Source organism: Kosakonia cowanii JCM 10956 = DSM 18146 (assembly GCF_001975225.1).
GTDB lineage: Bacteria > Pseudomonadota > Gammaproteobacteria > Enterobacterales > Enterobacteriaceae > Kosakonia > Kosakonia cowanii.
On sequence record NZ_CP019445.1, the window covers coordinates 4,395,317 to 4,416,561 of the forward strand.

The 21,245-nt window shown below is 56.5% G+C and carries 13 protein-coding genes; 9 read left to right on the forward strand and 4 right to left on the reverse strand.

The window, feature by feature from the left end:
- Positions 1–406: 406 nt before the first annotated feature.
- Together rcsD and rcsB are read left to right on the forward strand one after the other, a co-directional pair.
- Positions 407–3,073: a phosphotransferase RcsD gene (gene rcsD, locus BWI95_RS20840; RefSeq protein ID WP_083699431.1), complete on the forward strand. Its 2,667-nt coding sequence runs from the start codon at positions 407–409 to the stop codon at positions 3,071–3,073.
- Positions 3,074–3,089: 16 nt separating this feature from the next.
- The gene (gene rcsB / locus BWI95_RS20845) at positions 3,090–3,740 is read left to right on the forward strand and encodes a response regulator transcription factor RcsB (RefSeq protein WP_007371125.1); all 651 of its coding nucleotides are present in this window, start codon (positions 3,090–3,092) and stop codon (positions 3,738–3,740) included.
- Between the two features lie 43 nt (positions 3,741–3,783).
- Here rcsB and rcsC read toward each other — a convergent pair whose 3' ends face one another.
- Together rcsC and gyrA are read right to left on the reverse strand one after the other, a co-directional pair.
- Positions 3,784–6,630 carry a two-component system sensor histidine kinase RcsC gene (rcsC, locus tag BWI95_RS20850; protein WP_076770181.1) on the reverse strand — a complete coding sequence of 949 codons (2,847 nt, stop codon included), beginning with the start codon at positions 6,628–6,630 and terminating at the stop codon, positions 3,784–3,786.
- A gap of 114 nt (positions 6,631–6,744) precedes the next feature.
- Positions 6,745–9,384 (reverse strand): DNA topoisomerase (ATP-hydrolyzing) subunit A, encoded by a 2,640-nt coding sequence (gene gyrA / locus BWI95_RS20855; protein ID WP_054803358.1) that lies wholly within the window; start codon positions 9,382–9,384, stop codon positions 6,745–6,747.
- Between the two features lie 158 nt (positions 9,385–9,542).
- On the opposite strand from gyrA, the gene ubiG reads away from it, so the two are divergent.
- From ubiG to yfaE, 4 genes are all read left to right on the forward strand, one after another.
- A complete protein-coding gene (gene ubiG, locus BWI95_RS20860) occupies positions 9,543–10,271 on the forward strand; it encodes a bifunctional 2-polyprenyl-6-hydroxyphenol methylase/3-demethylubiquinol 3-O-methyltransferase UbiG (RefSeq protein WP_076770182.1) in 729 nt (242 codons plus the stop codon).
- Between the two features lie 343 nt (positions 10,272–10,614).
- On the forward strand, positions 10,615–12,900 hold the full coding sequence (gene nrdA, locus BWI95_RS20870; protein ID WP_054803357.1) for a class 1a ribonucleoside-diphosphate reductase subunit alpha: 2,286 nt from the start codon (positions 10,615–10,617) through the stop codon (positions 12,898–12,900).
- Between the two features lie 51 nt (positions 12,901–12,951).
- Positions 12,952–14,082 carry a class Ia ribonucleoside-diphosphate reductase subunit beta gene (gene nrdB, locus BWI95_RS20875; RefSeq protein WP_023479667.1) on the forward strand — a complete coding sequence of 377 codons (1,131 nt, stop codon included), beginning with the start codon at positions 12,952–12,954 and terminating at the stop codon, positions 14,080–14,082.
- On the forward strand, positions 14,082–14,336 hold the full coding sequence (gene yfaE, locus BWI95_RS20880) for a class I ribonucleotide reductase maintenance protein YfaE (protein ID WP_042713436.1): 255 nt from the start codon (positions 14,082–14,084) through the stop codon (positions 14,334–14,336). Before nrdB ends, yfaE begins: the two co-directional genes overlap by 1 nt.
- 130 nt (positions 14,337–14,466) lie before the next feature.
- Here the strand turns inward: yfaE and glpQ are convergent, their stop codons facing one another.
- Entirely contained in the window at positions 14,467–15,531 is a 1,065-nt protein-coding gene (glpQ, locus tag BWI95_RS20885) for a glycerophosphodiester phosphodiesterase (RefSeq protein ID WP_054803356.1), read from the reverse strand.
- A gap of 11 nt (positions 15,532–15,542) precedes the next feature.
- Positions 15,543–16,895 carry a glycerol-3-phosphate transporter gene (gene glpT, locus BWI95_RS20890; protein ID WP_023479895.1) on the reverse strand — a complete coding sequence of 451 codons (1,353 nt, stop codon included), beginning with the start codon at positions 16,893–16,895 and terminating at the stop codon, positions 15,543–15,545.
- Between the two features lie 277 nt (positions 16,896–17,172).
- On the opposite strand from glpT, the gene glpA reads away from it, so the two are divergent.
- From glpA to glpC, 3 genes are read left to right on the forward strand one after another with little or no spacing between them, the layout of a single operon-like run.
- Positions 17,173–18,795 (forward strand): anaerobic glycerol-3-phosphate dehydrogenase subunit A, encoded by a 1,623-nt coding sequence (gene glpA, locus BWI95_RS20895; RefSeq protein WP_076770183.1) that lies wholly within the window; start codon positions 17,173–17,175, stop codon positions 18,793–18,795.
- The gene (gene glpB, locus BWI95_RS20900; RefSeq protein WP_054803355.1) at positions 18,785–20,041 is read left to right on the forward strand and encodes a glycerol-3-phosphate dehydrogenase subunit GlpB; all 1,257 of its coding nucleotides are present in this window, start codon (positions 18,785–18,787) and stop codon (positions 20,039–20,041) included. The genes glpA and glpB overlap by 11 nt, the downstream gene beginning before the upstream one ends.
- Entirely contained in the window at positions 20,041–21,231 is a 1,191-nt protein-coding gene (gene glpC / locus BWI95_RS20905) for an anaerobic glycerol-3-phosphate dehydrogenase subunit GlpC (RefSeq protein ID WP_076770184.1), read from the forward strand. Before glpB ends, glpC begins: the two co-directional genes overlap by 1 nt.
- Positions 21,232–21,245 lie beyond the last annotated feature (14 nt).

The following is a 21,245-nucleotide window of genomic DNA, read 5'->3' on the forward strand; positions in this document are numbered from 1 at the left end:
CAGTTGATACTTAAGATTTATATAGTCGCCATTTGTAATGACTATTAATTAATCAATTATCGTACCAGAGTTGATCCTTAAACATATTTAGAAAGTTAATATCTTGTTATTTCGTGCGATATTTTACTGACGAGACGGTAAATAGGCTGGCGGCGCTGCGCATCTGTACATTTTTCCTGCGCCTCAGGTAAAGAATGCATATTCATGCACTCCCCAGGCATTTCCTGAAAAGAGAGTCTGGAAATTCACCCATTTACCGATATACTGCCTGCTGAACATTACTCTGCAGCACACTACCTTTACGCCCGCGGCCCCCAAAACGCGACGCTAACGGCATGGCAGCAACATTGTCTCAGCGCAGGCTGAAAGTTATCAGCCGTGTTGTCATAACGGGTTACACACACGAATGAGTCAATCGGACACAATGATTCCTGGCAAATTTTCCCTGATACCGGGCAACATTACCCGTTACTTCCTTTTATTGATTATTGTCCTGCTGGTCACCATGGGCGTGATGATCCAGAGCGCGGTCAACGCGTGGCTGAAGGACAAAAGTTATCAAATTGTTGATACCACCCATGCCATTCATAAGCGCATCGATATCTGGCGCTATGCGACCTGGCAGATTTACGACAATATCGCTGCGGCCCCCGCCTCCTCCGGTGAAGGGCTGCAGGAGACGCGTTTAAAGCAGGACGTCTACTACCTCGAAAAACCGCGCCGCAAGACAGAAGCGCTGATTTTCGGCTCCCATGACAGTTCGACGCTGGAGATGACCCAGCGCATTTCGACCTATCTTGATACGCTGTGGGGCGCGGAAACCGTGCCGTGGTCGATGTACTACCTTAACGGCCAGGATAACAGCATGATCCTTATCTCGACGCTGCCGCTTAAGGATCTTACCTCCGGTTTTAAAGATTCGATGATCAGCAATATCGTCGATACCCGCCGCGCGGAGATGCTCCAGCAGGCGAACGCCCTTGATGAGCGCGAAAGCTTCTCCTCGCTGCGCCGTCTTGCCTGGCAGAATGGCCACTACTTTACGCTGCGCACCACCTTTAACCAGCCAGGCCATCTGGCGACCGTCGTCGCCTTCGATCTGCCAATCAATGATTTGATTCCGCCCGGCATGACGCTGGACAGCTTCCGCCTCGATCCCGATACCGCGCCGGGCAGCGCACGCGCGCAGGATAAAGAGAACACCGACAGCGTCTCAGTAAACTTCAACAGCTCGCGCATTGAGATTTCCTCTGCGCTAAACGGCACCGGTTTACGCCTGGTGTGGCAAGTGCCGTTCGGCACACTGCTGCTTGATACCCTGCAAAACGTTCTGCTGCCGCTACTGCTGAATATTGGTCTGCTGGCGCTGGCGCTGTTTGGTTACACCACCTTTCGCCAGATGCCGGGGCGCAAGAGCGATACGCTCGCGACACCGGGCGCGAATAATGAGCTGCGCGTGCTGCGTGCCTTTAATGAAGAGATTGTCTCTCTGCTGCCGCTGGGTCTGCTGGTTCACGATCAGGAAGCCAACCGCACGGTGCTGAGTAATAAAATTGCCGACCATCTGCTGCCGCACCTCAATTTGCAGAACATTACTGCGATGGCGGATCAGCACCAGGGCGTGATCCAGGCGACCATCAACAACGAGCTCTATGAGATCCGCCAGTTCCGCAGCCAGGTGGCGTCGCGTACGCAGATCTTTATTATTCGCGACCAGGATCGTGAAGTGCTGGTCAACAAGAAACTCAAGCAGGCACAACGGCTGTATGAGAAGAACCAGCAGGGTCGCGCGGCGTTTATGAATAATCTCGCCGAGGCGCTCAAACAGCCGGTGAAAGCGCTGGCCAGTGACGCTGCGGCGATTGAGAGCAATGAAGCTAACCGCCTTGCCGATCACGCCGACCGACTGGTGCAACTTGTGGATGAACTCCAGCTGGCAAACATGCTGGAGAATGATACCTGGAAAGGCTCCTCTTCCCTCTTCTCCATTCAGGATCTGATTGATGAAGTAGTGCCGGAAGTGCTGCCGGTGATCAAGCGTAAAGGGTTGCAGTTGCTTATCAACAACCATCTTCCGGCCAATGAGGAGCGTCATGGCGATCGCGATGCGCTGCGTCGCATCATGTTGCTGCTGATTCAGTATGCGGTGACCACCACGCAGATGGGCAAAATCACCCTCGAAGTGAGCATGGACGAATCCGCAGATGACCGGCTGACCTTCCGCATCCTTGATACCGGCGTCGGCGTTAACGCCAGCGAGATTGATAATCTGCACTTCCCGTTCCTTAACGAAACGCAGGGCGATCAGTTTGGCAAGGCAAATGCCCTCACCTTCTGGCTTTGCGATCAGTTGGCCCGTAAACTGGGCGGACATCTCAATATTAAAGCGCGTGAAGATCTCGGCACCCGCTACTCTCTGCATGTGAAAATGGCCGTACGCGCGCAGCAGGGCGAGAGCGAAGAGAAATTGCTCGATGATGTGGTGGCGATGATTGATATTACGTCGAACGAAATTCGTAATATTGTGGTGCGTCAGCTTGAGAATTGGGGGGCGAGCTGCATTTCGCCCGATGAACGATTATCAAATCAAGAATACGATCTCTTTTTAACAGATAATCCGTCAAATCTTACAGCTTCAGGATTGCTTTTAAGCGATGATGAGGTCGGCGTGCGGAAAATTGGTCCAGGCCAGTTGCGCGTCAATTTTAATATGAGCAACGCAATGCAGGGAGCAATATTGCAGCTCATTGAGGAGCAGCTGGCGCAGGAGGAAGTCACGGAGTCGCCTTTAGGCGGCGATGAGAATGCCGAACTCCATGCCAGCGGCTATTACGCGCTGTTTGTCGACACAGTTCCCGATGATGTTAAGAGGTTGTATACTGAATCGGCTTCGCGCGATTTCGCTGCGCTGGCACAGACGGCCCACCGCCTTAAGGGGGTGTTTGCCATGCTTAATCTGGTACCTGGTAAGCAGTTGTGTGAAACGCTGGAGCAATTAATTCGCGAGAGTGATGCTCCAGGCATAGAAAATTACATCAGCGACATTGACGCTTACGTCAAAAGCTTGCTGTAGCAAGGTAGCCTAATACATGAACAATATGAACGTAATTATTGCCGATGACCATCCGATTGTACTGTTCGGTATTCGCAAGTCACTTGAACAGATCGAATGGGTAAATGTAGTCGGTGAATTTGAAGACTCTACAGCGCTTATCAACAACCTGCCGAAACTTGAGGCCAATGTATTGATCACCGATCTGTCAATGCCGGGCGACAAATACGGCGATGGCATTACGCTGATCAAATACATCAAGCGCCACTTCCCGGCGCTGTCGATTATTGTGCTTACCATGAATAATAACCCGGCAATTCTCAGCGCCGTTCTGGATCTCGATATCGAAGGTATCGTGCTGAAACAGGGCGCGCCGACCGATCTGCCGAAAGCGCTGGCGGCACTGCAAAAGGGTAAGAAGTTCACCCCGGAGAGTGTCTCCCGTCTGCTGGAGAAGATCAGCGCCGGTGGTTATGGCGATAAACGCCTGTCGCCGAAAGAGAGTGAAGTGCTGCGCCTGTTCGCAGAAGGTTTCCTGGTGACGGAGATTGCCAAGAAGCTGAACCGCAGCATTAAGACCATCAGCAGCCAGAAGAAATCAGCGATGATGAAACTGGGTGTCGATAACGATATCGCCCTGCTGAACTACCTCTCTTCCGTGACGCTCACCCAGACGGAAAAAGAGTAATCCCCGTAACCCCGGCACTCGCCGGGGTTCGTTTTTCTTAGCCCTACTTCCTGCTTTTTCTTACCCGCGCGGCGTATGCAGCCAGCGTCTGCTTCAGCACATCCAGCGTTACCGGCTTCGACAGACAGCTATCCATACCCGACTCCAGACAGCGCTGCTTCTCTTCCGCCAGAGCGTTCGCCGTCACGCCGATCACCGGCAACGTCAGCCCAAGCTGGCGTATGCGCTGCGTCAGACGGTAACCATCCATATTCGGCATGTTCACGTCACTGAGCACAATATCGATCGGGTTCTTACTCAATACATTGAGCGCATCGACACCGTCATTGGCGGTTTTACATTGATAGCCAAGCGATCCCAGCTGATCGGCCAGCAGACGGCGGTTGATAGGATGATCGTCCACCACGAGGATCATCATATCCTCGTTATTCTCCATCTCACCGGAATCCGATGTTAAGGCGTTAGCTGCCTGTGGCTCAATCACCTGAACGCGATAGATACGGCCCAGCAGCGCCAGCAGATCGTGCGGCGAGGCGACGCTGTGCAGCCACTCGCCCGGCGCGCGCTCAAGCGGAATACCAATATGTCGGCGGGAGAAGATGATCGCCGCGCGCCCGGTCCAGGGCTGCGGCAGCTCATCGTCGGTGATCAGCGTATCCTGATTGCCCAACTCATGGCCGTCATACTGTTTAACCTGAATACCATTCCACTCCAGCAGGTTATGCAGATACTCCGACAGCCAGGCGTTGCGCACCGCCAGCCAACAGCAGGTTTCCGCCAGCCCATCCACGTCGGCCTGCGCCGTTGGCACCGCGCTATAGAGCGGAATGCGGATGGTGAACTGGCTGCCCATGCCCGGCTCCGTATCGACGGCGATATCGCCATCCATCATGTTGACCAGCTTTTCACAAATCGCCAGCCCCAGCCCGGTGCCCTGGAAGTTACGCTGTACGCCGGTGCCGACCTGGAAGAAGGGATCGAATAAGCGCACCACCTCTTTGCCCGGAATACCAACCCCGGTGTCACGCACGCGAATGCTGAGATACTCCATATCACACTGCACATGCAGCACGATGCAGCCCATATCGGTGAACTTAATCGCATTACTTAACAGGTTAGAAATCACCTGTTGCAGGCGCATCGGATCGCCATTAATCGCCAGCGGCACATCCGGCTCGATAAAGCAGTAAAGCCCGAGCTGTTTGCGCACCACCAGCGGCAGATAGTTGGCGGTGATATGGCTCATCACTTCGCGCGGCGAGAACTCGCGCGGCTCAATCTTCAGCTGTTCAGACTCAATTTTCGAGAAGTCGAGAATATCGCTGATGATCTTCAGCAGCAGGCTCGAGGAGTTGTTCATCGCGGTAACCAGTCGGTCGACCCCTTTCGGCAGCTCTTTGGTCTGCAACAGATCGAGGTTACCGATAATGCCGTACAGCGGCGTGCGCAGCTCATGGCTGACCGTCGCAAGGAACATCGACTTCGACTGGCTCGCCTGCTCCGCCGCCTGCGCCATCTCCTGCAGCGACTCCTCCATTTTGACGCGGGCGGAGACATCCACCAGCACGCAGATCGCCACGTTCTCATTGCGATAGCGCGAATGCACAAAGCTGATTTGCAGGTTAGTGTTGTTGCTGGTTAACACATCGACAAAGTTAACCTGCTGCCCGCAGATAATTTGCGTCAGCCGCTGCCGATCCTCATGGGTCAGCATATTGAGATAGTTATGCGCCAGCTCGTTACTCAGTATGTTGGTGCCATCCTGGGTACGCAGGATACAGATCCCCACCGGCGCAGAGGCGACAATCTTACGGTTGAACTGCTCATGCTCTTCAAGCCGCTGCGCATCGTTCTCCGCCGGAATAAATATGCGCCGCTCATAGAGGCGCGCCAGGGTAAACAGCGCTACCCCGACCAGCACATTAAGCAGCACCGCGTTGAGGATCAGCATGCGGATGCGCTCCAGCACCACGTCCACCGGCACGGAGTAGACCACGCTCAGGGAGGATGGCGGCAGCGTCTTCTTGAGGATCAGCTCGCGGAAACCGGAAGTGTACCCAAACCAGGAGCGCTCCTGCAGCCAGCGCGGATCGGCGGTAATGCCATTCTCCTGCCCGGTCAGCGAAAGCAAGGTATGGCCATTCTCATCAAGAATGGTGACACCCATCGGCAGCGTACCCGGCGTGAAGAAGTTCTCCATCCGGATCGACTGCTCGGTGCCAAGCAGCGCCTGCAGGCGGTTGCCGAGATAGACCGGCGTCAGCGCGTAGAAATAGCCGATGCCCGGGCGCGGCCCCTGGCTCATCCAGTAGACGTTGTTGCTGCGCTCATCCTGCGGCGCATTACGGTATTTGACGATCCGCTCATGCAGGCTCTTCAGCGTGTCATCCCGCTCGACCGGCATATCGCGCAGGCCGAAATCGGCCATACAGAGGTTGTCGCTGCCAATCAAAAAGACGCGGTTCAGATCGTACGCCGCGGAGAAATTATCGCGCCAGTAGCGCATAAACCACGCCAGCGACTCCAGCGAGCCGCGCCAGGCGCTGCCCATCGCCGAGCAGTCGGAATCAGGAAAGAGCGGCAAGAAGGCCGGCACGTCGGTTTTATCGCCGCGGGAGCGCGACGTCAGGATGCCGTTGTCCGCCGTCAGGCGATTTTCAGCAATATACTTCAACTCCTTCATCACATCAGAGGTGCGCTGAATATAGCGCTGCGCCTGATCGGAACTGAGGTTGAACTCCTGGCGGATCTCCGACTCTTTGTCATGCAGGGCATTAACGATGTAAAAGACGGAAAAAAAGGCAATTAACAGCCAGAGTAATAGCGCCAGCGCCCTGAACAGATAGCGGGAGACTTTCAGGGTACTGCGAAAAGAGACGAGGTATTTCAACCTGGGGAAACTCCGCCACAAGGAAGTTAAAAAAGAGTGTGCTTAAAGTAGCGATAAATCGCAGATGCCGCAAGGCAATGAAAAAGGGCCGGAAACCCGGCCCTTTATAACGCGTTATTCGGCGTCTTCGTCGTCCGCCGCGTCGTCGTCAGTATCGACTTCCGGCGCGATGTCCTCATCGCCTTCCGCAACGCTGCCGTCGATGGAGTCAAGCTCTTCATCATCCACCGGCTCAGCGACACGCTGCAGACCCACTACGTTTTCATCTTCCGCGGTGCGGATCAGGATCACGCCCTGGGTGTTACGACCTACCACGCTGATCTCCGACACGCGCGTACGCACCAGCGTACCGGCATCGGTGATCATCATGATCTGATCGCAATCATCGACCTGGACCGCGCCGACCACGGAACCGTTACGCTCGGTTACCTTGATAGAGATAACGCCCTGCGTACCACGGGATTTGGTCGGGTACTCCGCTTCCGCAGTACGTTTACCGTAACCGTTCTGCGTCACCGTCAGGATTGCGCCTTCGCCGCGCGGCACGATCAGCGAAACTACGCTGTCTTTTTCCGCCAGGCGAATACCGCGCACGCCGGTCGCGGTACGACCCATCGCACGCACAGCGCTCTCTTTAAAGCGCACCACTTTACCGGCAGCGGAGAAGAGCATCACGTCGTCGCTGCCGTCGGTCAGGTTTACGCCAATCAGCTCATCGCCTTCGTTCAGATTGACGGCGATAATACCGGCAGAGCGCGGACGGCTAAACTCGGTGAGCGCGGTTTTCTTCACGGTACCGCTGGCGGTCGCCATAAAGACGTTCACGCCCTCTTCATATTCACGTACCGGCAGAATGGCGGTAATACGCTCGTTCGGCTCCAGCGGCAGCAGGTTGACGATCGGACGACCGCGCGCGCCACGGCTCGCTTCCGGCAGCTGGTAGACCTTCATCCAGTAGAGGCGGCCACGGCTGGAGAAGCAGAGGATCGTGTCGTGGGTGTTGGCCACCAGCAGACGGTCGATGAAGTCCTCTTCTTTAATGCGCGCGGCAGATTTCCCTTTCCCACCGCGACGCTGCGCTTCGTAATCGGTCAGCGGCTGATACTTCACGTAGCCCTGATGCGACAGCGTTACAACAACATCTTCCTGGTTGATCAGGTCTTCAATGTTGATATCTGCGGTGTTAGCGGTAATTTCGGTGCGGCGCTCGTCGCCAAACTGCTCGCGAACCAGCTCAAGCTCCTCGCGGATCACTTCCATCAGGCGCTCAGCGCTACCGAGGATGTGCAGCAATTCAGCGATCTGCTCCAGCAGCTCTTTGTACTCTTCGAGCAGTTTTTCATGCTCAAGGCCGGTCAGTTTCTGCAGACGCAGATCCAGAATCGCCTGTGCCTGCTGTTCGGTCAGGTAGTATTGACCATCACGAATACCGAACTCCGGCTCCAGCCACTCAGGACGCGCGGCGTCATCACCGGCACGCTCCAGCATCGCAGAGACGTTGCCCAGAGCCCACGGCTGCGCGATCAGGCCAGCTTTCGCTTCGGCCGGCGTCGGCGCACGACGGATCAGTTCAATGATCGGGTCTATGTTCGCCAGCGCAACAGCAAGCGCTTCAAGGATGTGCGCACGGTCACGGGCTTTTCGCAGTTCGAAAATAGTACGGCGCGTCACCACTTCACGGCGGTGGCGCACAAACGCGGCCAGGATATCTTTCAGCGGCATGATCTTCGGCTGGCCATGGTGCAGCGCAACCATGTTGATACCGAAGGAGACCTGCAGCTGCGTCTGGGAGTAGAGGTTATTCAGCACTACTTCACCGACGGCATCGCGCTTCACTTCAATCACGATGCGCATACCGTCTTTATCAGACTCATCGCGCAGCGCGCTGATACCTTCAACGCGTTTCTCTTTGACCAGCTCGGCAATCTTCTCGATCAGGCGCGCTTTGTTCACCTGGTAGGGAATCTCATGCACGATGATCGTTTCGCGGCCGTTTTTCGCGTCGGTTTCCACTTCCGCGCGGGCGCGAATATAGATTTTGCCGCGACCGGTGCGGTAGGCTTCTTCAATCCCACGGCGACCATTGATGATCGCGGCGGTCGGGAAGTCCGGCCCCGGAATATGGGTCATCAGCTCTTCAATGCTGATCTCTTCATTATCGATATAGGCCAGGCAGCCGTTGATCACTTCCGTCAGGTTGTGCGGCGGAATGTTGGTCGCCATACCGACAGCGATCCCGGAAGCGCCGTTAACCAGCAGGTTCGGGATCTTGGTTGGCATCACATCTGGGATTCGCTCAGTGCCGTCGTAGTTATCAACGTAATCAACGGTCTCTTTTTCCAGATCGGCCATCAGCTCATGGGCGATCTTCGCCAGGCGGATTTCCGTATAACGCATTGCCGCGGCGGAGTCGCCATCGATGGAACCGAAGTTCCCCTGGCCGTCGACCAGCATATAACGCAGCGAAAACGGCTGTGCCATACGAACAATGGTGTCATACACCGCGGAATCACCATGGGGATGGTACTTACCGATTACGTCACCAACGACACGGGCAGATTTTTTGTAGGCTTTATTCCAGTCATTGCCCAATACGTTCATGGCGTAAAGTACGCGACGGTGAACCGGTTTCAGGCCATCTCGGACATCCGGAAGCGCACGGCCAACAATGACCGACATCGCATAGTCCAGATAGGAGCTCTTCAGCTCTTCCTCGATGTTAACCGGTGTAATTTCTCTCGCAAGGTCGCTCATCTAACCGCTATCCCTCTACTGTATCCCGGATTCAAAGGTCGCAAATTATAACACAACCGGTTTGATACAGGTAAACCTATAACACCCCGGCAAAGGTTTATTCATGCCGTTGGCCTGATATACTCACAGGTCTTATTGAGAGAGGAGTAAATGCGCCCATGAATGCCGAAAAACCGTCGGTTACTCAGAACGTTGATCATGCAGAAATCGCCAAGTTTGAAGCCGTCGCTTCACGCTGGTGGGACACAGAAGGCGAATTTAAACCTTTACACCGTATTAACCCGCTGCGCCTCGGCTATATCGCCGAACATGCTGGCGGCCTGTTTGGCAAACGCGTGCTGGATGTCGGCTGCGGCGGCGGTATTCTCGCCGAGAGCATGGCCAAAGAGGGTGCGCAGGTGACCGGGCTGGATATGGGCGCGGAGCCGTTGCAGGTTGCGCGTCTGCACGCGCTGGAGTCGGGCGTGCAGGTCGACTACGTGCAGGAGACGGTCGAAGAGCATGCCGAAAAACAGGCGCAGGGCTACGACGTTGTCACCTGTATGGAGATGCTGGAGCACGTGCCGGACCCGCAATCGGTGGTCAGAGCCTGCGCAAAGCTTGTGAAACCCGGCGGTCACGTCTTCTTCTCAACCATCAACCGTAACGGGAAAGCGTGGCTGATGGCGGTGGTTGGCGCAGAGTATGTGCTGCGCATGGTGCCGAAAGGCACCCACGACGCGAAGAAGTTTATCAAACCTGCCGAACTGTTAACCTGGATCGACGATACGGTGTTACAGGAGCGTCACATCACCGGGTTACACTTTAACCCGCTGCTGAATAAGTTCACCCTCGGACCGGGCGTTGATGTTAACTATATGTTGCATACAACGGCGAAAAATCGCTAACGTCATGCGTTAATGTTATGAAGATTGCGCAGCCGCAAATCGCGCAATCTTCCCTGCCGTCGAAGAAATCAGCACTCGATCAAAATTTCATTTTTTTTTTCAGATTATTGACAACCTCTGCAAGCCTTATGCGACGAGGACTTAGCGTTTATTACGCTTTCGCAACCTCAAGTTAACGTCAAAATCAACTCTTGTACTCAAAAGAATCCTTACTAGAATACTCACCATATAGCGTTTCTCTTATCGCAAACCCCCTATATATAGTATTTATCCACAGAGTTAGTCACAGTGCTGATTTGTGGATAATACGGGGGATACTTTTATTTCACGGACAGGTAAGCAAATGAATCAGAGTCTGCTGGTGACAAAGCGTGATGGTGGCACTGAGCGCATCAATCTCGACAAAATTCATCGAGTACTGGATTGGGCCGCAGAAGGGTTGAGCAACGTTTCCATCTCTCAGGTGGAGCTGCGTTCACATATTCAGTTTTACGACGGTATCAAAACCTCCGATATCCACGAGACCATTATTAAAGCCGCTGCGGATCTTATCTCCCGCGATGCGCCGGATTATCAGTACCTTGCCGCGCGCCTGGCGATTTTCCACCTGCGTAAAAAAGCTTACGGCCAGTTTGAACCGCCTGCGCTGTTCGACCACGTGAAGAACATGGTTGCGCTGGGTAAATACGATCATCATCTGCTGGAAGACTACAGCGAAGAAGAGTTCCAGCAGATGGACGGCTTTATTGATCACTGGCGTGATATGAACTTCTCCTACGCGGCCGTTAAGCAGCTGGAAGGGAAGTACCTGGTGCAGAACCGCGTCACCGGTGCAATCTACGAGAGCGCGCAGTTCCTCTACATTCTGGTTGCTGCCTGCCTCTTCTCTAACTACCCGCGCGAAACCCGTCTGGACTACGTGAAGCGTTTCTATGACGCGGTCTCGACCTTCAAAATTTCGCTGCCGACGCCGATCATGTCCGGCGTGCGTACGCCGACGCGCCAGTTCAGCTCCTGCGTACTGATCGAGTGCGGCGACAGCCTGGACTCCATCAACGCCACCTCCAGTGCGATTGTGAAGTACGTTTCCCAGCGCGCCGGTATCGGCATCAACGCCGGTCGCATCCGTGCGCTGGGCAGCCCGATCCGCGGCGGTGAAGCGTTCCACACCGGCTGTGTGCCGTTCTACAAACACTTCCAGACCGCAGTGAAATCCTGCTCGCAGGGCGGCGTTCGCGGCGGCGCGGCAACCCTCTTCTACCCGATGTGGCATCTGGAAGTGGAAAGCCTGCTGGTGCTGAAAAACAACCGCGGCGTCGAAGGCAACCGCGTGCGTCATATGGACTACGGTGTACAGATCAACAAACTGATGTATACCCGTCTGCTGAAAGGTGAAGATATTACCCTGTTCAGCCCGTCCGACGTGCCTGGCCTCTATGACGCCTTCTTCGCCGATCAGGATGAGTTCGAGCGTCTGTACACGCAGTACGAAAAAGATGACTCCATCCGCAAACAGCGTATTAAAGCGGTCGAGCTCTTCTCGCTGATGATGCAGGAACGCGCCTCGACCGGCCGTATCTACATCCAGAACGTCGACCACTGCAACACCCACAGCCCGTTCGATCCGGCTGTTGCGCCGGTGCGTCAGTCCAACCTGTGCCTTGAGATCGCTCTGCCGACCAAGCCGCTGGAAGACGTTAACGATGAAAATGGCGAGATCGCGCTCTGCACGCTCTCTGCCTTTAACCTTGGTGCGATTAAGAATCTCGACGAGCTGGAAGAGCTGGCTACGCTTGCGGTGCGCGCCCTTGACGCCCTGCTTGATTACCAGGACTACCCGATCCCGGCCGCAAAACGTGGCGCGATGGGTCGTCGTACCCTCGGTATCGGCGTGATCAACTTCGCGTACTGGCTGGCGAAAAACGGCAAGCGCTACTCCGACGGCAGCGCCAACAACCTGACGCATCAGACCTTCGAAGCAATTCAGTACTGGCTGCTGAAAGCCTCCAACGAGCTGGCGAAAGAGCAAGGCGCCTGTCCGTGGTTCAACGAAACCACCTACGCCAAAGGCATTCTGCCGATCGATACCTATAAAAAGGATCTCGATGGCATTACCAGCGAGCCGCTGCACTACAACTGGGAAGCGCTGCGTGACGATATCACCACGCACGGCCTGCGTAACTCGACGCTCTCTGCCCTGATGCCGTCTGAAACCTCGTCGCAGATCTCCAACGCCACCAACGGCATTGAGCCGCCGCGCGGCCACGTGAGCATCAAAGCGTCGAAAGATGGCATCCTGCGCCAGGTGGTGCCGGATTATGAAGAGCTGAAAGATGCCTACGAGCTGCTGTGGGAAATGCCGAACAACGACGGCTACCTGCAACTGGTCGGCATTATGCAGAAGTTTATCGACCAGTCGATTTCAGCAAACACCAACTACGATCCGACCCGCTTCCCGTCGGGCAAGGTGCCGATGCAGCAGTTGCTGAAAGACCTGCTGACCGCCTACAAATTTGGTGTGAAGACGCTCTACTATCAAAACACCCGCGACGGCGCGGAAGATGCGCAGGATGACCTGGTCCCTTCTATCCAGGACGATGGCTGCGAAAGCGGCGCATGTAAGATCTAACTAAGGGGCGGGGAAACCCGCCCTTTTTTTCGCAAGACAGGACTCACATTCATGGCATACACCACCTTTTCTCAGAAGAAAAACGATCAGCTGCTCGAGCCGATGTTCTTTGGCCAGCCGGTGAACGTGGCGCGCTACGACCAGCAAAAATATGACATCTTCGAAAAGCTGATCGAAAAGCAACTCTCCTTCTTCTGGCGTCCGGAAGAAGTTGATGTTTCCCGCGATCGCATCGACTTCCAGGCACTGCCGGAACATGAAAAGCATATCTTTATCAGCAACCTGAAGTACCAGACGCTGCTGGACTCGATTCAGGGTCGTAGCCCGAACGTTGCGTTGCTGCCGCTGATCTCCATTCCGGAGCTGGAAACCTGGGTTGAAACCTGGGCGTTTTCAGAAACCATTCACTCGCGCTCCTACACCCATATCATCCGCAATATCGTTAACGATCCGGCGGTGGTATTTGACGATATCGTCACCAATGAGCAGATCCTCAAGCGCGCGGAAGGGATCTCCTCCTTCTATGACGAGCTGATTGAGATGACCAACTACTGGCATCTGCTGGGCGAAGGCACCCATAGCGTGAACGGCAAAACCGTCACCATCAGCCTGCGCGAACTGAAGAAGAAGCTCTATCTCTGCCTGATGAGCGTGAACGCGCTGGAAGCGATTCGCTTCTATGTCAGCTTCGCCTGCTCCTTCGCTTTCGCCGAGCGCGAACTGATGGAAGGCAACGCTAAAATCATCCGCCTGATTGCCCGCGATGAAGCCCTGCACCTGACCGGCACCCAGCATATGCTGAACCTGCTGCGCTCCGGGGTTGACGATCCGGAGATGGCGGAGATTGCCGAAGAGTGCAAAAAAGAGTGCTACGACCTGTTTGTGCAGGCGGCGCAGCAGGAGAAAGAGTGGGCGGAGTATCTCTTCTCCGGCGGCTCAATGATTGGTCTGAACAAAGATATCCTCTGCCAGTATGTTGAGTACATCACCAACATCCGTATGCAGGCGGTGGGTCTTGATCTGCCATTCCAGACCCGCTCCAACCCGATTCCGTGGATCAACACCTGGCTGGTGTCCGATAACGTGCAGGTGGCGCCGCAGGAAGTGGAAGTGAGTTCCTACCTCGTCGGGCAGATCGACTCACAGGTCGATACCGACGATCTGAGCAACTTCCAGCTGTGATGAGCCGGGTTACGCTCCGCCTTTCCGGCACGCAGGTGCATTGCCAGGAAGAGCACCCTTCCCTGCTGGTGGCGCTGGAGTCCCAGCAGGTGGAAGTTGAATACCAGTGCCGTGAAGGCTACTGCGGCTCCTGCCGCTGTCGGCTGGTAGCAGGCCAGGTGGACTGGATTAGCGAGCCGCTGGCCTTTATCAACGAAGGGGAAATTTTGCCCTGCTGCTGCCGGGCGAAAGGCGATATCGAGATCGAGATGTAAAAAAATGCCGGGTGGCACTGCGTTTACCCGGCCTACAGTTTCTGCACACTCATCCTTCCCAGGCCTGATATCCTTTGTAGGCCTGATAAGCGAAGCGCCATCAGGCAACTTCGCTTATCGGGTTCCACTCTTATTTACGCTTTAAAAACTGCACCGCTTTATCGGGGAAATCGGTAAACAACCCGTCGACCCCGGCCTGGTGGTACAACACTTCATAAAGCTGATTCACATCGGTGGCATACGGCGGCAGCTGATCGGCGCGCACCGTAAACGGGTGCACCTGCAAATGGCTGGCATGCGCCTCTTTCACCATTGCGGTTAGCTGCACGTGGCCCGGCTTCGAACCATCCGCCACCAGCATATGGTAATCGGGGCCGATACCATCTGCGTACTGCGCAATCTGCTTCATCGCGCCGGGTTTCAGCATCCAGTCATAATCGTAATTGACCCATTTGCCGTCCGGCTGCTTCTGCTGGGTTTCATTCCATTTGGTATAAGCAATCAGCTGCACCAGATTGAGATCCATCCCCATCTTCGGCTCAAGCTCATTTTTGATGCGCTTAAGTTCATCAGCGTCGAAACATTGCAAATAGACCTTATCCTTCTTGCTGCTGTAACCATACTTCTTCAGCACCTCAAGGGTCGCCTTCGCAATATCCTTCCCTTCCTGATGGTGGAACCACGGGGCTTTGATCTCCGGGTAGATCCCGATATCTTTGCCGGTCGAGTGGTTCAGCCCCTGCACAAACTCAATCTCCTCTTCAAAGGTATGAATACGGAAATCGGATTTGCCCATCGGGAAACGGCCCGGGAAAACCTGCTCTTTCTTGCTGTTCTTTAACTCAAACCCTTCGGTGAATTTCAGCGAGCGGATCTCATCCAGCGTGAAATCGATGGCGTAATAGCGGCCATCTTTGCGGGCGCGGTCGGGAAAACGCTCAGCAACATCGGTGACGCGATCGAGATAGTGGTCATGCAGCACCACCAGACGATCATCTTTGGTCATCACCAGATCCTGCTCCAGATAATCCGCGCCCTGGGCATAGGCCATCGCTTTGGCGGGCAGCGTATGCTCCGGCAGATAACCGCTGGCGCCACGATGGGCGATCACCAGCTTCTCCGCGGCCAGCGCCTGGCCTGCCATCAGGCCCGCCAGCAGCAGGCCTGCCGTAATGCGGCTAAAGGACAATTTCATAACATCTCCTGTTATTGACGACGCGCAAGCACGTCAGCGTGATGGCGTTTTTCGCCAATCATCACCACGATCAGCAGCAGAACCGCTAACACGCTGCCACCAATCATCACCATGAAACCGCCATCCCAGCCGAAGAAATCGACGGTATAGCCAACAATGGCGCTCGCCGCCACCGAGCCACCGAGGTAGCCAAACAGGCCGGTAAAGCCCGCCGCGGTACCGGCCGCCTTCTTCGGTGCCAGCTCCAGCGCGTGCAGACCAATCAGCATTACCGGGCCATAAATCAGGAAGCCAATGACAATCATGCAGGCCATATCCACGCCCGGGTTGCCCGCCGGGTTGAGCCAGTAAACGATAGTGGCGATGGTCACCAGCGTCATAAAGAAGACGCCGGTCGCGCCGCGGTTACCCTTAAAGACTTTGTCCGACATCCAGCCGCAGATCAGCGTGCCGGGAATGCCCGCATACTCATAGAGGAAGTAGGCCCAGGAGGATTTATCCAGCGCGAAATGCTTCACCTCTTTCAGGTAGGTCGGCGACCAGTCGAGGATGCCGTAGCGCAGCAGATAGACAAAGACGTTAGCGATGGCGATATACCACAGCAGCTTGTTCGGCAGCACGTACTGCATAAAGATCTGCTTCGCCGTCAGCTCCTCTTCATGCTTGTCGCTGTAATCATCCGGGTAGTCGTTTTTGTACTCTTCAATCGGCGGCAGGCCGCAGGATTGCGGCGTATCGCGCATCAGTGCGAAAGCGATAATCGCCACCAGAATGGCACCAAAGGCTGGCATATAGAGCGCCGCATGCCAGTCGTTAAACCACGCCATCCCCAGCAGGAACAGCAGCGGAGGCAGACCGCCGCCGACGTTATGGGCGCAGTTCCACACCGACACAATGCTGCCGCGCTCCTTCTGCGACCACCAGTGCACCATCGTGCGTCCGCACGGCGGCCAGCCCATCCCCTGGAACCAGCCGCAGAGGAACAGCAGCACAAACATCACCGCAATGCTTGAGGTGGCCCACGGTACAAAGCCCATAAACAGCATTACTGCCGCTGCGAGGATCAGACCAGCGGGCAGGAAGACGCGCGGATTCGAGCGATCCGACACCGAGCCCATAATGAATTTTGAGAAGCCGTAGGCAATTGAGATCCCCGACAGCGCAAAGCCCAGATCGCCGCGCGAGAAGCCCTGCTCCACCAGATAGGGCATCGCCAGCGCAAAGTTCTTACGCACCAGATAGTAGGCGGCGTAGCCAAAGAAGATGCCCAGAAAGATTTGCCACCGTAAGCGGCGGTACAGAGGATCAACCTGCGCGTCGGGCACGCGAGACTGGTGGGGGGCGGGTTTGAAAATGCTCAACATAAACTGCCTCCGTGGCACGGTAAAAGTCATGACATCAGGCGTCATGAGTGAAAACGAAAATCGCTTGAGTTGTTCGCGGCGGATTGTAGAGAAAGTTTTGACGAGAAAGAACGAAATGCCACATATAATGTTACAGAAATATGACAAAGCTCTAACTTCGTGCGGAAAAGTGCATTTCACTTTCGTTTCTTGTTCGTATATGCGCGATATCAAACAAACCACAGTAAGGGTATGGCTAAATGGTCGGTAAAGAACGTCGACCAGCCAGGAGACGACCGTGCCCTACTCAAACGACTACGATGTGATCATTATTGGCGGCGGCGCAACGGGTGCCGGTATCGCCCGTGATTGCGCCCTGCGCGGCCTGCGCGCTGTTCTGCTCGAACGCCACGACATTGCCACCGGTGCCACCGGCCGCAACCACGGTTTGCTGCACAGCGGCGCGCGTTATGCGGTGACCGACAACGAATCAGCGCGTGAATGCATCGCCGAAAACCAGATCCTCAAACGTATTGCCCGCCACTGTATTGAAGCGACCGACGGGCTATTTATCACCCTGCCGGAAGACGATCTGAGCTACCAGGCACACTTCATTGATGCCTGCACCCGCGCCGGGATTGCCGCGCAGGCCATTAGTCCACAGGAAGCCAGGCGCATGGAGCCGAGCGTCAATCCGCAACTTATCGGCGCGGTGCGCGTGCCGGACGGCACTGTCGACCCCTTCCGCCTGACCGCCAGCAATATGCTTGATGCCCGCGAGCACGGTGCAAAAATCCTTACCGGCCACGAAGTCTGCGGCCTGCTGCGCACAGGCGACACGGTGTATGGCGTGCGCCTGCGCCATCTCGCCAGCGGTGAAATCCGCGACCTGCATGCCCCGGTAGTGGTCAATGCCGCCGGGATTTGGGGCCAGCGCATCGCGGAGTATGCCGATTTGCGCATTCGCATGTTCCCGGCAAAAGGCGCGCTGCTGATCCTCGATCACCGCATTAACCAGCATGTCATCAACCGCTGCCGCAAACCTGCCGACGCCGATATTCTTGTGCCCGGCGACACCATTTCACTGATTGGTACCACTTCAACGCAGATTGATTATGCCGATATCGATAACGTGCGCGTCACGGCGGATGAGGTGGATATTCTGCTGCGCGAAGGGGAGAAACTGGCGCCGGTAATGGGGCAAACGCGCATCCTGCGCGCCTATGCTGGCGTGCGTCCGCTGGTGGCAAGCGATGACGATCCCAGCGGGCGCAACGTCAGCCGCGGCATTGTGCTGCTCGACCACGCTGCGCGCGACGGGCTGGAGGGGTTTATCACCATTACCGGCGGCAAGCTAATGACCTACCGCCTGATGGCTGAGTGGGCAACGGATGCCGTCTGCCGCAAGCTCAACCATAACGTAGCCTGCACCACGGCGACAAAAGCGCTGCCGGGATCGCTGGGTTCACCAGACGAGGCACTGAAGAAGATCATCTCTCTGCCGACGCCGCTGCGCGGTTCAGCGGTCTACCGTCACGGCGATCGTGCCCCGACGTGGCTCGCCAGCGACCGACACAACCGCAGCCTGGTGTGTGAGTGCGAAGCCGTCACCGCCGGTGAAGTGCAGTACGCGGTGGAAAACCTCAATGTCACCTCACTGCTCGATCTGCGCCGCCGCACCCGCGTCGGTATGGGCACCTGCCAGGGCGAGCTCTGCGCCTGCCGCGCCGCCGGGCAGCTTAACCGGCTGCATGTCACGCGCGACAACGAAGCGCGCAGGCAGCTGGCGGAGTTTCTGAACGAGCGCTGGAAGGGCATCAAACCCATTGCCTGGGGCGATGCGCTGCGCGAAAGCGAGTTTACCCGCTGGGTTTACCAGGGGCTGTGCGGGCTGGAGAAGGAGCAGGATGATGAGATTTGATACGGTGATTATCGGCGGCGGGCTGGCGGGACTACTGTGCGGCATTCGTCTGAGTGAGAGCGGCCAGCGCTGCGCGATTGTCAGCCGCGGCCAGAGTGGGCTGAGCTTCTCTTCCGGCTCTCTCGATCTGCTCTCCCGTCTGCCGGAGGGCAAACCGGCCGGCACGCTGACAGAGTCCATTTCGCATCTGCAACATCATCACCCCGAGCATCCCTATGCGCGGCTTGGCGTTGAGCGCGTGCGCCACTATGCGCAGCAAACCCAAACTCTGCTCGCCGACTGCGGGCTAAATATGCAGGGCGATGTCGATACGCCGCGCCTGCGCGTCACGCCGCTGGGCACTTATCGCCGGGCGTGGCTCAGCCCGCAAGAGATTGCGTTGAAACCACCGCAGGGGCTGCGCGTCGGTGTTATTGGCATCAGCGGTTTTCTCGACTTTCAGCCCGAACTGGCGGTGGAAGCGCTGCGCCAGCGCGGTGTTGCTGCCGGGGCTGAAGAGATTGCGCTCCCGCTTCTCGACACGCTTCGCGATAACCCCAGCGAGTTTCGCGCCGTGACCATCGCGCGCCAGCTCGATCGTCCTGAACATTACGCCGATCTCTGCGCCGCCCTGCGACCGCTGAGTGCGCGTTACGAGATGCTGTGGCTCCCCGCCTGTTTTGGTCTGACGGAGAGTAAAGTGTTTACGCAGTTGAGCGAAGATCTGGCCTGCCCGCTGCGGCTGATCGCCACGCTACCGCCTTCGGTGCTGGGCATGCGCTTACAGCACGCCTTACAGCAGCGGTTTACGCGCAGCGGCGGCAGCTGGATGCCAGGCGATGAGGTACTGCGCGCCGATATCAATCACGGCCAGGTAACGCAGCTCTGGACGCGCAAGCATGACGATCTGCCGCTGCGCGCGCGCCATATTGTGCTGGCCAGCGGCAGGTTTTTCAGTAACGGGCTGGTCGCCGGGCACGATCGCGTGCGCGAAGCGGTGTTCAATCTCGATGTTCTGCAAAGCGCTTCGCGCCGGGAGTGGTATGGCGACGATCTCTTTGCCCCGCAGCCATGGCACCAGTTTGGCGTGCGCACCGATGAACAGCTTCGTGGTCTGCGCGACGGGCAACCGCTTGAAAATCTCTATGCGATCGGCTCGCTACTTGGCGGCTATGACGCCATCGCCCAGGGCTGCGGCGGCGGTGTTTGCGCCGTGACGGCGCTGCATGCCGCGCAGCAGATCCTCGATCAGGGAGGAAAACCCTAATGCATAACTCTTTCGAAAGCTGTATCAAATGTACCGCCTGCACCACCGCCTGCCCGGTAAGCCGGGTTAACCCCGCCTACCCCGGGCCAAAACAGGCGGGGCCGGATGGCGAGCGGCTGCGGCTGAAAGATGCCGCGCTGTATGACGATGCGCTGAAATATTGCACCAACTGCAAGCGCTGCGAAACCGCATGCCCATCCGGGGTGAAAATTGGCGATCTGATCCAGCGCGCCCGCGCGCAGCATGGGGCAAAACCGCTGTCGGTACGTAATGCGATTCTCAGCCATACGGATTTGATGGGTACCCTGTCGACGCCTCTCGCGCCGCTGGTCAATGCCGCGACTTCCCTGAAGCCGGTGCGCCAGTTGCTGGATAAAGCATTAAAAATCGATCATCACCGCACGCTGCCGAAATATGCCAGCGGCGGCACGTTTCGCCACTGGTATCGCAGCGTGGCGCCGCAGCAGCGTGCCTACGGCGAGCAGGTGGCGTTTTTCCATGGCTGCTATGTCAATTACAACCATCCGCAGCTAGGGAAAGACCTGATCCGCGTGCTGAACCAGATGGGCATTGGCGTGCAGTTATTGCAGCGTGAGAAGTGTTGCGGCGTCCCGCTGATTGCCAACGGCTACTTCGCAAAGGCGAAAAAGCAGGCGCAGTTCAACCTCAATGCATTAGAGCAGGCGATTGGCATGGATGGAATGCAGGTGCTCGCCACCTCCTCCACCTGCGCCTTCACCCTGCGCGACGAGTATCCACATCTGCTGGAGGTCGATAACAGCCACCTGCGCACACATATTGATTTAGCCACCCGCTGGATCTGGCGACAGCTCGATGAGGGGCACACTCTGCGGCTCAGAGAGATGCCGCTGAAAGTGGTCTATCACACGCCGTGTCATATGGAGAAGATGGGCTGGACGCACTACACGCTGGATCTGCTGCGGCGCATTCCGGGTTTAGAGTTGACGGTGCTCGATTCTGCCTGCTGCGGCATCGCGGGCACCTATGGCTTTAAGCGGGAGAACTACGCCACCTCGCAGGCCATTGGCGCACCGCTGTTTGCGCAAATCGAGGCCAGCGGTGCAGATCTGGTGGTAACGGATTGTGAGACCTGCAAGTGGCAGATTGAGATGTCCACCGGCAAACCCTGCGAACATCCCATTACGCTGCTGGCGCGGGCACTAGGCTAACGCCAGCACCTCTC